The 13,513-nt window shown below is 67.9% G+C and carries 7 protein-coding genes and 1 pseudogene; 5 read left to right on the top strand and 3 right to left on the bottom strand.

Going from position 1 to position 13,513, the window contains the following annotated elements; genetic code table 11:
• Nucleotides 1-37 precede the first annotated feature (37 nt).
• The gene (locus ELY12_RS08430; protein WP_126176262.1) at nt 38-1,561 is read left to right on the top strand and encodes a serine hydrolase; all 1,524 of its coding nucleotides are present in this window, start codon (nt 38-40) and stop codon (nt 1,559-1,561) included.
• A 268-nt stretch (nt 1,562-1,829) separates the two neighbouring features.
• Nucleotides 1,830-6,428, top strand: a complete 4,599-nt coding sequence (locus ELY12_RS08425; RefSeq protein WP_126176261.1) for a CHAT domain-containing protein — start codon at nt 1,830-1,832, stop codon at nt 6,426-6,428.
• Between the two features lie 253 nt (nt 6,429-6,681).
• On the opposite strand, the gene uvrC is transcribed toward ELY12_RS08425, so the two are convergent.
• A complete protein-coding gene (gene uvrC / locus ELY12_RS08420) occupies nt 6,682-8,640 on the bottom strand; it encodes an excinuclease ABC subunit UvrC (protein ID WP_126176260.1) in 1,959 nt (652 codons plus the stop codon).
• Nucleotides 8,641-8,693: 53 nt separating this feature from the next.
• Between uvrC and ELY12_RS08415 the strand changes: the two genes are divergently transcribed.
• The 3 genes from ELY12_RS08415 (at nt 8,694) to ELY12_RS08405 (ending at nt 12,416) form a co-directional block, all read left to right on the top strand.
• Complete coding sequence (locus tag ELY12_RS08415) at nt 8,694-9,851, top strand: BaiN/RdsA family NAD(P)/FAD-dependent oxidoreductase (RefSeq protein WP_206435801.1); 1,158 nt, start codon at nt 8,694-8,696, stop codon at nt 9,849-9,851.
• A 181-nt stretch (nt 9,852-10,032) separates the two neighbouring features.
• On the top strand, nt 10,033-11,610 hold the full coding sequence (locus tag ELY12_RS08410; RefSeq protein WP_241229791.1) for a WS/DGAT/MGAT family O-acyltransferase: 1,578 nt from the start codon (nt 10,033-10,035) through the stop codon (nt 11,608-11,610).
• Nucleotides 11,607-12,416, top strand: a complete 810-nt coding sequence (locus ELY12_RS08405) for an esterase/lipase family protein (RefSeq protein ID WP_126176258.1) — start codon at nt 11,607-11,609, stop codon at nt 12,414-12,416. The genes ELY12_RS08410 and ELY12_RS08405 overlap by 4 nt, the downstream gene beginning before the upstream one ends.
• 3 nt (nt 12,417-12,419) lie before the next feature.
• On the opposite strand, the gene ELY12_RS08400 is transcribed toward ELY12_RS08405, so the two are convergent.
• Nucleotides 12,420-12,878, bottom strand: a complete 459-nt coding sequence (locus tag ELY12_RS08400) for a DUF3592 domain-containing protein (protein WP_126176257.1) — start codon at nt 12,876-12,878, stop codon at nt 12,420-12,422.
• A gap of 83 nt (nt 12,879-12,961) precedes the next feature.
• A pseudogene (locus tag ELY12_RS08395) lies at nt 12,962-13,513 on the bottom strand (TonB-dependent receptor); the annotation flags it as partial.

The raw sequence follows: 13,513 nt of genomic DNA, 5'->3' as shown, positions 1-13,513 counted from the left end.
AGCCGTGAAATGGATCCTTGCAAGCACCGCCGCGGCCTTGGCTCTCGCAGCCTCTTCGACACAGGCGCACGAAGTCGCCCAGCCCGATTACGAAGCCGAGGCCAAGCGCATCATCGACGGGCTCGATGCCACCGGCATGACCGCAGCGGTGATGATCGACGGCAAGGTGGTCTATTCGGGTGCGTTCGGCACGCTGGAGGAGGGATCGGGCAAGCCGGTCACCACCGACACGCTGTTCCCCATCGCCTCGATCTCCAAGGCGTTCACCACCACCGCGCTCGCGATGCTGGTGGACCAGGGCAAGCTCGGGTGGGACGATCCGGTGCGCAAATATGTGCCCGAATTCGGCATGTGGGACCCCTGGGTCGCCGAGCACTTCACGGTGCGCGACCTGCTCACCCACCGCTCGGGCCTGGGCCTCGGTGCCGGTGATCTCGTCATGTGGCCCGACGGCAACGCCAAGCCGGCCGACGTGATCAACGCGGTCAAGCACCTGAAACCGGTCACCGGCTTCCGCGACGGCTACGCGTACGACAACCTGCTCTACATCATCGCCGGCGAAGTGGTCGGCCGGGTCTCCGGCCAAAGCTGGCAGGACTTCGTCACGAACAACATCTTCCAGCCGGTCGGCATGACCGAATGCGCCGCCGACGGCTCGCGCCTGCGTGCCGGGCAAAGCTTCGTGCGCGGTCATGAGCGCGAGGCGGGCGCCAGCGTCGGCGTGCCGATCGACAAGCGGATGGAGTTCAGCCCCACCGTGGCGCCCGCGGGCGGCATCTGGTGTCCGTCGGGCGACATGATGAAGTGGGCCAAGTTCTGGCTCGACGGCGGAGTCACCGCCAGCGGCCAGCGGCTGATCAGCGAGAAGCAGAAGAACGAGCTGTGGAAGGGCGTGACCCCGGTCGGCAGCGGGATCATCAAGCCGATGGGCGGGTCGACCAACCTGCAGCTCTACGCGCTCGGCTGGTTCGTCGCCGACATGGAAGGCACCCCGATCGTCCACCATTCGGGCGGCGCGCCGGGGGTGACCAGCAACTTCATCCTGATCCCGCAGAAGCACATCGCGGTGTTCGCCTCGTCCAACGACTACATGAGTACCGCCGGCGCATGGACCCGCCAGATCGCCGACAAGCTGATCGACGGGAAGCAGGACAGCGACGTGATCGCGGCGGCTATCAAGCAGAACGACAAGGTTAATGCCGAGGCCAAGCTCGCCGTCGCCAAGGCCGCGGTAACGCCCAAGGACGCGAAGAAGCCGAGCTTGTCCTTGAGCGCCTACGCCGGAACCTACCGCGACCCGTGGTATGGCACTGTCACAATCACCGAGAAGCGCGGCAAGCTGGCGATCGACATGAGCCGGTCGGAACTGCTCGACGGACCGCTGACGCCCTACGACGGTGACACCTTCGCCGCGATCTGGCCCGACAAGACGATGAAGGCCGATGCTTTCGTCACCTTCAAGGTCGAAGACGGCAAGGTAACCGGCATGACGATGAAGCCGATTTCCGACATCACCGACTTCTCGTTCGATTTCCAGGATTTGAACTTGGTGCGGGAGTGATTGGGGGCGGACTCGCCTAAGGTCGAGGCCAGCTCCCCGTTAGAGAGGAATCCTCGCAACCATTCCCATCGTCACCCCGGACTTGATCCGGGGTCGGGCTGCCTTCTTCGACCATACCAAAGAGAAGCACCACCCCGGGTCAAGCCCGGGGCGACCGGAGGGGCACCCTTTGTCCGATGGGGCCTTGTCGTGCGCCGCCCCGCTACCGTGACTCCGTCTGCGTTCTACGCTAAAGCCCACCCGTATTTTTGCGAGGGGTTTCAGGGTCGTGCGACCGTTAGTCATTGCAGCGGCGGGCGTGCTCGCGGCGTGGGCGTTGCCTGCGTCCGCGGAGTCGCGCGACATCGCGGCGGCGTGCGCGGCGGCCGCCCGCCTTCCTACACCGGACGACAAGACCGGCGCCAACTGGGAGCAACTCGACGCCGACAAGGCGATTGCGGAATGCACGGCCGCGCTCGCGGCGGACAATGGCGACATGGCCAGCCGCGCCAACCTTGCCCGTGCGCTGCTCAAGGCCGGCCGCCAGGACGAAGGGATGGCGGCGCTGCGGGTGGCGGCCGAGGCCGGCAACGGCCAGGCGATGCGGCAGATGGGGCTCGAACTCGCCAAGCTCGGCACGCCGGAGGCGGCCGCGCAGGGGCGCGAGTGGCTGCGCAAGGCGGTCGACGCGGGATACGTTCGGGCAATCGGCACCCTCGCCGATGCGCTGCTGACCGCCCCCGGCGACCAGCGCGACATTGCGGGCGGCCTCGCGCTCTACGAACGCGCCGTCGCGCTGGGCGATACCGGCGCGATGGTGGATCTCGGCTTGCTCTACGACAAGGGCGAGGTGGTTCCCGCTGACGATGCCCGCGAAACGGCGCTCTATCGCATGGCCGCCGACCTGGGCGATGCCAACGCGATGGAGCTGCTGGGCTGGCAGTATTCGCACGGCGAAGGCGTCGCAAAGGATTTGGCGGTGGCGGCCGAATGGTACCGACGCGGCGCGGAAGGCGGCGATGCCGATGCGATGAACGAATACGCCCGCGCCCTGCTCGACGGCGAAGGAGTTCCCGCCGACGCGGCGGCCGCGTTCAAATGGTTCGGCGCGGCGCGCGAGGCCGGCAGCATGTACGCTGCGAGCAACCTTGCCCTGATGTACGAAAACGGGCGCGGGGTCGATCGCAAGGATCTAGCCAAGGCGCTCGCGCTCTACCGCGAGGGGGCCGAGGGCGGCGACCCTTTCGCCATGCGCAACCTGGGCGAGCAGTACACTTTCGGCCTCGGCGTGCCGGCCGACTACGCGAAGGCGCTCGAGTGGTATCGCAAAGCGGTCGAGGCCGGGGACGTCGACTCGCTCGTGCGTATCGGCAACGCCTACGAGAAGGGCCAGGGAACCACGCGCGACATCGCCAAGGCGATCGAGTGGTACGAGCGCGGGCGGGAGAAGAAATCCACCCTGGCGATGCGCGCGCTTTCGACGCTGTACGAGAACGGCGTCGGGGTGCCGCAGGACTTGGCGAAGTCGCTCACCTACCTTCGCGAAGCCGCCGAGGCGAACGATGCGGTCGCGATGCGTTCGCTGGCGGCCGCCTATCGCTACGGGCGCGGGGTGACGGCGGACATGGATGCCTCCCGCGACTGGTTCCGCAAGGCCGCGGCGACCGACGGCGGTAACTCAGCGCTGGAGCTCGGCCGCAACCTGTACACCGGCGCCGACGGGTTCGCGGTCGATTACACCGAGGCGCGCAAGTGGCTGGGTGAGGCGCTGGCGCGCGGGATCGACAATGCCGGCCCGCTCTTGGTGCTGGCGACACTGTCCGACCAGACCCTGCCCGACCGCGAGCAGGCGGCGGTCGACCTGCTGGTGAGCCACGCCGCGCGCGAGGATGGCTGGGCGCTCGCCGCGCTCGCCCATCCCGGCGAGCGGTTGCGCCAGATCGACGCCCTCCCCGATCCTGCCCCGTGGCGCGCCAAGCTCGACAGCGACCAGCGGCCCGAGACGCTGTTCGCCGCCGCCGAGGCGATGCGGCAGGGGCTGATCGTCGAGCAGGACCTGGGCCAGGCGCTCCGCCTCGCCGGGCGGCCCGCCGCCGCCGATCCGTTCAGCGCCAAGGGCCAGGAGCTCGAGCTGCTGGTGGCGATGAAGCTCTACGGCGCGGCGCTGCGGCGCTACGAGGCGTTCGTCAGCTCCCCTGAGTTCACCGGCGCGAGCGAGGAGCTGCGCCGCACCTTCGAGGCGCGCTTTGCCGCCACGATCGAGAACTCCGCCTCGTCGGCGATGGGCGAGATCGACACGATGGTCGCGATGGCCGACCGCGGCATTGCCCCTGCCGCGCGCGCGCTCGGCACGTACTACGGCAGCGATCTCAACCCCGAGCAGGACTTGGAGCTCGCCCGCCACTGGTACGGCCGCGCTGCCGAGCTCGGCGATTCCTGGTCGCTGATCTCATTGGGCTACATGACCAGCTTCGGCTTCGGCGGGCCGGAGGACAAGGCGGCCGCGCTCGCGCTGTACAAGCAGGCCGCGGCACTGGGGAACGTGACCGCGCGGCACAACATCGGCGCGATGTACCGCGAAGGCTCGGGCGTCGAGAAGAACCCGGAGGAAGCCTACCGCTGGTTCCAGCTCGCGACGCAGAGCCACTACCTCAACTCCTACGCCAACATCGCGGGCATGAAGTTCCGCGGCGAAGGCACCGCGCTCGATCCGAAAGGCGCGATCGAGGCACTTAGGACGATGATCGACTGCCTCGACATCAACGGGCTCTACATGCTCGCGCAGGCCTACTTCGAAGGCGCGGGGGTCGAGCGCGATGCCAAGAAGGGCCTCAAGTGGATGCGCTTCGCCGCCAGCTTCGACCAGGAGAGCCTGGGCGCACTCGGCATGGCGCAAGCCAACGCGCTCGGGTGGACGGACAAGCCCAACCTGCCCGAGGCGTTCAAGTGGCTGGAGGAAGCGCAGCTGCGCGGCAACCAGCTGGCGACAACGCTACTGACCGACTGCGCGACCGACCGCACCGCCGCGTGCCTGCGCAAGAATGAAGATTTCCGCATCACCCCGCTGATGGAAAAGCCGGTCGCGGTGATGAAGGACGTGCCCGGGGTGGAGCTCGACGACCGGCCGCTGCTCGCGGTGCGCGACCAGGCGATGGTCGCGGCAGACTCGCGCGGGGTCGAGCTGGCCTTCCACGACCTCGACTTGCGCTACCGCATCGCCGGCGAAGGCGACAAGCTGGTCGCCAGCAACGCGCTGCGCATCATCGACAAGGAGCGCACGCTGAACCGGCTCTACGGCAGCAAGGACAACTACTTCGCGCTGTTCGAAAGCTCGTGCGCGTGGGCCTCGGCCAGCAACGCGGCAAAGACTGTCGGCAAGACCGAGGCGGCGGTCATGTTCGCCAAGGTCGCGGTCAACCGCCTGCAGCAGGCGCGGCGGTTCATCTCCGGCCTCGACGACGACGTGCGCGAATGCTTCATCGCCGCGCACCGCGACCGCTACCGCGAGCTGTCGAGCCGCTTCCTCGACCTCGGCCGGTTCGACGAGGCGGAGACCGTGCTCGGCATGCTCAAGGACTTCGAGCTCGAGAACTACACGGGCGAGGCAGGCGATCGCGGCACCAGCCTCGACATGATGCCGATGACCACCGCGCAGGAGCGGGTGCTGAAGGATTTCGCCGACGCCGCGCTGCGGTTCGACGGCGACCCGCACGGCGCGGCGTTCACGCCTGCGTTCGAGCGGCTGGTGGCGGGACTGACGGGCCTCGAGCGGGATCGCCAGGTCGTCGCGCAAGCCGGCGATGGCGGCGGCAGCGTGCAAGGCGAGTTGCGGCAGCTCCATGCTACCGGGCGCGCGGCGGTGCAGGCGATCGTCCAGCCGGACCAGATCTACTGGCTGATCACCACTCCCGACGAGCAGAAGCTGGTCAAGATCCGCCTCGGCATCTCGGACCTCACCCGCATGGTGCGCGAGTATCACACCGCGCTGAGTACGGCGGACCCCGAGGTGCAGGCGCGCGCGCAGGAGCTGTACCGGGCGATCTTCGCGCCGGTCGATGCCGAGCTGCGGGCGCGCGGGATCGGCGAAGTGCTGCTCTCGCTCGACAAGACGCTGCGCTACGTTCCGATCGCCGCGCTGCACGATGGCAAGGAGTGGTTGGTCGAGCGCTACGCCTTCGGCCAGTTCCGCAAGCCCGCCGACATCGCCACCGCCAGCGTCAACTCCGGTGGCAGCGAGCTTGCCGGCTTCGGCATGACCAAGAAAAGCGGCAATTTCGTCGCCCTGCCGATGGTCGCCGAGGAACTGCGCACCCTGGTGCGGCAGCCCGACGGCGAGGGGCTGCTACCCGGCACCGCGCGGCTCGACGAGCAGTTCGACGAAGCCTCGCTGGCGCAAGCAGCGAGCGGCAGCTTCGGCGCGATCCACGTCGCCTCGCACTTCAAGCTCGACCCGCGCAGCCGCGACAAGTCGTTCCTGCTGCTCGGCAACGGCGATCACCTGCCGCTGGCTGCCTTCAGCGATGGCGAGATCAAGTTCGCGAACGCCAAGTTCCTCGCGCTCAGCGCGTGCAACACCGCCGCCGCGACGCGCGAGGCGAACGGGTCGGAGCTCGAAAGCCTGGCCGAGATCGTCCGCGGGGCGGGCGCCGGCACCGTGCTCGCATCGTTGTGGCAGGTCGCGGACCAGTCGACCCCGCTGTTCATGAGCGCGTTCTACAAGGCCCGCTTCCTGGCCGGCGAAACTAGCGCGCAATCGCTGCGCGACGCCCAGCTAGACCTGATCAAGCGCGGCCGCGCCGGCGAAGGACCGACGATCGACGGCAGCAGCGAGGACACTCTGCCGTTCGACCACCCGTTCTACTGGGCGCCGTTTATCGTGACGGGGTAGACCTAGCCCTCTCCCCTTGAGGGAGAGGGAGGAGCGCCGTCAGGCGCGGAGGGAGAGGGGTCGGCGGCGCAAGCCGCCGCTGGCGCGGCGGACCCCTCTCCCAACCCTCTCCCTCAAGGGGAGAGGGCACTATTCGCTTACTCTCCGTCACCCCGGACTTGATCCGGGGTGGTGCTTCCTTTCAGCGCCGCGTCCGAAGAACAGCACCGGCCCCGGATCAAGTCCGGGGCGACGAAGTGTGGTAGGGTATCCCTCACCCCGCAGGGTGATAGAAATCGTAAATCTTCTGCGCGACGCCCTCGCTGATCCCTGGCGTGCGCTTCAGATCCTCCAGCGCCGCCGCCCTCACCTTCCCCGCGGTTCCGAAGTGCAGTAGCAGCGCCCGTTTCCGCCCCGGACCGATGCCGGGGATTTCGTCCAGCGGGGAGGCGCTGATCGCGCGGCTGCGCTTGGCGCGGTGGGCGCCGATGGCGAAGCGGTGGACTTCGTCGCGTAGGGTCTGGAGGTAGAACAGCAGCGGCGAGTTGGTCGGCAGGGTCTTCTCGCGGCCGTCGGGAAAGTGGAACACCTCGCGCCCTTCGCGCCCGTGATGCGGGCCCTTGGCGATGGCGATCAGCGGCACGTCCTCGATGCCGAGCTCCTCCAGCGCGTCCTTGACACTCGACATCTGGCCCTTGCCGCCGTCGATCAGCACGAGGTCGGGCCACACGCCGCTGCCGCGCTCCTGGCTGCGGTCGGGATCTTCCTCCAGCGCGCGGGCGAAGCGGCGGGTCATCACCTCGCGCATCATCGCGAAATCGTCGTTGGTCTGCGCGGTCTTGATATTGAACTTGCGGTACTGGCCCTTGCGGTAGCCCTCGGGCCCGGCGACGATCATAGCGCCGACCGCCTTGGTGCCCTGGATGTGGCTGTTGTCGTAGACCTCGATCCGGTCGGGCGCGTCGCTGAGCTCGAGGAAGTCGGCGAGCTCGCGCATGATCTTCGCCTTGGTGCCGCTTTCGGCGAGGCGGCGATCAAGCGCCTCGATCGCGTTGCGCTGGGCCTGCGCCATCAGTCGCCGCCGGTCGCCGCGCTGGGGGACGCTGATCTCGACCCGGTGGCCCGCGCTTTCGCACAGCGCCTCGGCCAGCAGCTCGCCCTCGGGGAGCTTGCGGTCGAGCAGGATGGTGCGCGGCGGCGGGACTTCCTCGTAGAACTGCGCGAGCACGTCGGCGAGCACATCCGCCTCGGTCTCGCCCTCGACGTGGCTGGGAAAGAACGCGCGGTGGCCCCAGTTCTGCCCGCCGCGGACGAAGAACGCCTGGATGCCCATCTGCCCGCCCTTGCTGGCGAGCGCGAACACGTCGGCATCGCCCACCCCGGCGGCGTTGATCGCCTGGCTGCCCTGGATCGCGGTCGCCGCGCGCAGCCGGTCGCGCAGCATCGCCGCGCGCTCGAAGTCGAGATCGGCGGCGGCGGCGGCCATCTGGGTCTCGATCTTCTTCTGCACCGCGCCGGATTTGCCGGAGAGGAAGTCTTTGGTCTCGGCGACCAGCTCGGCATAGCCGGCCTCGTCGATCCGGCCGACACACGGGGCACTGCAGCGCTTGATCTGGTAGAGCAGGCACGGCCGGTCGCGGCGGGCGAAGAAGCTGTCGGTGCAGCTCCTCAAGAGGAACAGCTTCTGCAACGCGTTGATCGTGGTGTTGACGCTGCCCGCGCTGGCGAACGGGCCGTAGTAGTTGCCCTTGCTGCGCCGCGCGCCGCGGTGCTTCTGGATGCGCGGAAAGGCATGATCGGCGCGCAGGAGGATGAAGGGGAAGCTTTTGTCGTCGCGCAGCAGCACGTTGTAGGGCGGGCGGAAGCGCTTGATCAGCTGCGCTTCGAGCAGCAGCGCCTCGGCCTCGGAGTTCGTCGTGACGATCTCCATGCCGCGGGTCTGGCTGACCATCCGCTTCAATCGGGTGGAGAGCGCCTTCACCTGGGTATAGTTCGCCACCCGCGCCTTCAGGCTGCGCGCCTTGCCGACGTAGAGCACGTCGCCGCGCGCATCGAGCATGCGGTAGACGCCGGGCTTGGGCTTCAGCGTGCGGACGGTGTCGCGGATCGCCGCCACCCCCGCCTCGATATCGGGCTGCGCGCCGGCGCCCTTGACCGTGTAGGTCGCCCGCTCCTCGAGGAAGCGTTCCTGGCCGCGCGGGTTGGGCGGGGTTCCGGCTTCGGTGCGCGACATGGATGCCAGCTAAGAGTCGCGTCGGCGAAAGGGAAGCCCTAGGCGCGCGGGCAATGGAATACGATGCGATCATCCTCGGCGGCGGTGCGGCGGGCCTGATGTGCGCCGCGCGTGCGGGTCAGCGCGGCAAGCGGGTGGTGGTGCTCGAAAAGGCGGAAGCTCCGGGCAAGAAGATCCTGATTTCGGGCGGCGGGCGTTGCAATTTCACCAACCTCCACACCGCGCCCGACCGCTACCTGTCGGCCAATCCGCATTTCGCGAAGTCGGCGCTGGCGCGGTACACGGCGGCCGATTTTCTTGAGCTGGTCGAAAGCTACGGCATCGCCTGGCACGAGAAGACGCTTGGCCAGCTGTTCTGCGACGGTTCGGCGCGGCAGATCGTCGAGATGCTGCTGACGGAGTGTGGTAAGGGAGGTGTCGAGTTGCGCTGCGGGGTCGACGTCGGCGCGGTCGATCACTCCAATAGCCTGTTCCGCATCGGCGACGTGTCCGCCCCCGCGCTGGTGATCGCCACCGGCGGGCCGTCGATCCCCAAAATGGGCGCGACCGGCTTCGCCTACGATCTTGCGCGACAGTGCGGGCTCAAGGTGGTCGAGCCGCGCCCGGCCCTCGTACCGCTGACGCTCGGCGGCGAGGAAGTGCTTTTTCGGGAGATTTCCGGCGTTTCCGCGCCCGTGTTGGCAAGCGCCGGCAAGGCGCGCTTCGCCGAGGCCGCGCTCTTCACCCACCGCGGCCTGTCGGGTCCGGCGATCCTGCAGGTCTCCAGCTACTGGAAACCGGGCGAGCCGATTGCGATCGATTTCCTTCCCGGCCGGTCCACTGGCTGGCTGCTCGAGGCGAAGCGCACGAACCCTCGCGCTACGCTCCGCTCGCTCCTGCGCGAGGCGCTGTCGGACCGGTTGGCCGACATCCTGGCCGAACGGCTCGGTTGCACCGCCGAACTCGCTAACTCGCCGGACAAGACGCTGCGCGAGGCCGAGGCAAAGCTGGCTGCGTGGACCTTCCACCCCACCGGCACCGAGGGTTTCGCCAAGGCCGAGGTCACCTTCGGTGGCATCTCCACCGCCGAGCTGTCGTCGCAGACGATGGAGGCGAGGAAGGTGCCTGGACTCTACGCTATCGGCGAGGCGGTCGACGTGACCGGCTGGCTCGGCGGCTACAACTTCCAGTGGGCTTGGGCGAGCGGGGTGGCGGCGGGAGAAGCGCTCTAACTCTCCCCGTCGGCCCGGACTTGATCCGGGCCAGTGCTGCCTTCAGGCGTCCCGCAGAAGAAAAGCACCACCCCGGATCAGGTCCGGGGTGACGTAGTGTTTTTGGGCCCCGCATTGCCAAGACTCTGACTTGTGTTACTCTCGCCCTCCGACCGGGCAAACCGGCAACAGGAGGATGCGCTTGCGGCAACTGCAGGGCATGGACGCGAGCTTCGTCGCGCTCGAGACGAAGAATTCGCCGATGCACATCGGCTCGATCCTCATCTACAACCCCGCGACCGCGCCCGGCGGGTTCGTTCGCTTCAAGGACATCCTGAACTTCTTCGAGAGCCGGCTGCAGCTGTCCAAGACGGTGCGCCAGCGGCTGGTGCGGGTGCCGTTCGACCTCGACTATCCGTACTGGATCGAGGATCCGGACTTCGATCTCGAATACCACGTCCGCCACGTCGCGCTGCCCAAGCCCGGCGACTGGCGGCAACTGTGCATCCAGGCCGCGCGCATCTTCGCCCGCCCCCTCGATCTCACCCGCCCGCCGTGGGAGTTCACCGTGGTCGAGGGGCTCGACGGCATCGAAGGGCTGCCCAAGGGCTGCTTCGCGATGGTGACCAAGGTCCACCACGCGGCGATCGACGGCATGAGCGGCATCGACCTGATGGAGGCGATGCACACGCTCGATCCCAACGAACCGCCGCCGAGCAAACCCGACACGTGGAAGCCAGAGAAGATCCCCAACCCGGCCGAGCTGCTCGGCAAGAGCTACTTCAACGCGCTGACCAACCCGATGAAGCAGTTGCAGGTCGCCGCGAAGGCCGCGCCGGGCATCGCCAAGGCGATCAAGGGGCTGGCGGCGAAGGAATTCAATGTCTCGGGCGAGATGATTGCGCCCAAGACTCGCTTCAACAAGGTGATCTCGGCGCACCGGGTGGTCGAAGGGCGCAGCGTGCCGCTGGCCGATATTAAGGCGATCCGCCAGCTAGTGGACGGGAGCAAGGTCAACGACGTCTTCCTCGCCATCATCGGAGGAGCGCTGCGCAAGTACCTCAAATCGAAGAACGACCTGCCCGACAAGACGCTGACAGCGATGGCGCCGATCTCGGTCCGCTCGAAGGACGAGAAGGGCGACATGGGCAACCAGGTCGCAGCGATGATCGCCCCGCTCGGCACCCATATCGAAGACCCGGTCGAGCGGCTCGCCTTCGTCCATTCGCGGACGATGAATTCGAAGGCGATGACCGACGCGATCGGCGCGCGCAACATGACCGAAGTGAGCAAGGTCTCGCCCGCGCTCTACATGTCGCTGGGCGCGCAGCTCTACACCCGGCTCGGCCTCGCCAACCGCATGGGCCCGCCCTTTACCACCGTGGTGACCAATGTGCCCGGCCCGCCGGTGCCGATCTATTCGACCGGCGCGCGGCTCGAAAGCATGATGGGCCTCGTCTGCCTGACCGACGGCATGGGCCTCGCCCACGTGGTGCAATCGTACACCGACGAGGCGACGATCGCCTTCACCGGGTGCCGCGAGCTCATGCCCGATCCCGAGTTCTACGCTCAGTGCATCGAGGAGAGCTTCGAGGAGCTCCGCGACGCGGCGAAGGGCGGCCGGCCGGCGGCGAAGGCCCCGTCCACACCCGCCAAGGTTTCCAAGGCCGCCAAGACCGCCTCAACAAAAGACAAGACGGGCACCAAACCCGCCGCGACCCGTTCCAAAACGAAACCGGCCGCCAAGCGCGCGGCTTCGAACAGGAAATCCATCACATGACCGCAGCCACCGCCACCAAGGCGCGTCCCGCCAGCAAACGCGGCGCCCATCCGCCGAGCAAGCTGCTCGCGCTGACCGAGCCGAGCCGCGCGCTGGGCGAGCTCGCCGCGTTTTACGCGCTGCGCCCCCTGCTCTCGTTCCTGCCGCGTGGCGATGGGCACGGCGTGCTGGTGCTGCCCGGGTTCATGGCGACCGACAGCTCGACCGTACCGATGCGCCGCCTGCTCAAGCAGCTCGGCTACGAAGTCGCCGGGTGGGAGCTCGGCCGCAATCTGCGCGTCGACAATGAGCGGGTCGAGGCGATGGCGCGCTGTGTGCGCGATCTCGCGGCCCGGACCGGCGGCAAGATTTCGATCATTGGGTGGAGCCTGGGCGGCGTGTTCGCGCGCGAGCTCGCCAAGCAGCTGCCAGAGCACGTCCGCCAGGTGATCACGCTCGGCAGCCCGATCAGCGACAATCGCAACTTCACCAATGCGCGGCCGATCTTCGAGGCGATCAACGGCAAGAAGCCCGAGCCGATGAAGAGCGGCAAGTTCAAGAAGCTTGCCGACGCGCCCCCGGTGCCGACCACCTCGATCCTGACCAAGGCGGACGGCGTCGTGCACTGGCGCGGTTCGGTCCAGCACCCGGGCGACAACCCGCAGACCGAGAACATCGAGGTGTTCGCGAGCCACATCGGCCTCGGCGTCAATCCGGCGGTGATGTACGCCATTGCCGACCGGCTGGCGCAGCCCGAGGGCGAGTGGAAGCCGTTCGTGGCGAGCGGGTGCGCGGCGTTCGCGTTTCCGCGCACCACGCTGAACTGAACTTTAGCCGGCGAGTAGCGCGCCAGCGATCAGGAAAAACGCGAACGCTCCGCCGACGAACAACGCGGCCTTGGTCGGGCGGTCGACTTCAAGCACGCAGTTCGCCGGATCGGCGGGGTCATGCCAGACAGTGACCGGGCCCGGCTTGACCTTGGCCTGCCACGCCTTCGCATCGCGCTCGCTGTCGAACTTGGCGCGCGAGAGGAACGCGCGCGAGCCTTCGTGCTCGCCGCCATTGGCCTGGAACGAGTAGCGCACCGCCGGGTGGTATTCCGTCACCCGGTCGTTGTCGGTGTCCCACGTGACTTCCTCGCGCACCGACGCTTCGTGCAGCGTGCCCGGAACCTGCCGCCAGGTGCCCGCGGCGGCCTCGCTGCGCTTCACCGCCACGCTATAGCGCCACCACCCGAAGGCGAAGATCGCTAGCCCGAGCGCAATCATTCCCACGGAAACACCGTTCATCGACCCCTCCCCTGCTTGTGGGACGGCGACTAGCGCGGAGAGTGGCTAGTGCATTGCAAGGACGCGACAAAGCGCGCCCGAGGTCAGAACATCTTGCGGAACTGGATCGCGAACGAGCGGCCGGTGGGATCGATCAGCGCGGGCTGGTAGCGCAGCGGCACCACCCCGTTCTCGTCAGTCACCCGCTGGTGCGCGTCGAACAGGTTGTTGATGCGGAGGCTCAACCGGGCGCCCTTCCAGAACCCCGGATCGCCGTCGCCGGTCAGCCACTTCTGCTGCGCCAGATCGGCGAAGAAATTGAGGTTGAAGGTGGCGAGGTCGCCGAACCGCAGGTCGCTCGATCCCGGCAACCCGCTGCCACGCACCGTGGTGCCCGAGAGATAGTTGGCCGAGAGACGCGCGCCGAGGCCGTCCTTGAACACGCCGGCGTCGAGCTCGAGCTTGTGCTTCGACACGCCGCCGTCGCTGAGGCCATCGCCGGCGAGCAGATCGAGCTCGGGCACGCCCGGCGCGATCAGCGCGCGGTTTTCGAGCTCGATCGTGTGGTAAACCGACAGGTTCCAGCGGCCCTGCCCGTCACCCGGACCGCCGAAGCCGCCCATGCCGCCGCCACGGCCACCGCGCCCGCCGCCACC

The sequence above is a fragment of the Tsuneonella rigui genome, assembly GCF_003958625.1.
Classification (GTDB): Bacteria; Pseudomonadota; Alphaproteobacteria; order Sphingomonadales; family Sphingomonadaceae; genus Tsuneonella; species Tsuneonella rigui.
Note: the sequence above shows the minus strand (reverse complement) of the source record. Positions and strands in the feature narration are given on the sequence as shown.

What these genes read in the sequence shown, in the direction of transcription:
- uvrC (WP_126176260.1), bottom strand. Translation starts at nt 8,640, where the DNA reads ATGTCGCGCACCGAAGCCGGAACCCCGCCCAACCCGCGCGGCCAGGAA.
- ELY12_RS08415 (WP_206435801.1), top strand. Translation starts at nt 8,694, where the DNA reads ATGGAATACGATGCGATCATCCTCGGCGGCGGTGCGGCGGGCCTGATG.
- ELY12_RS08405 (WP_126176258.1), top strand. Translation starts at nt 11,607, where the DNA reads ATGACCGCAGCCACCGCCACCAAGGCGCGTCCCGCCAGCAAACGCGGC.
- ELY12_RS08400 (WP_126176257.1), bottom strand. Translation starts at nt 12,878, where the DNA reads ATGAACGGTGTTTCCGTGGGAATGATTGCGCTCGGGCTAGCGATCTTC.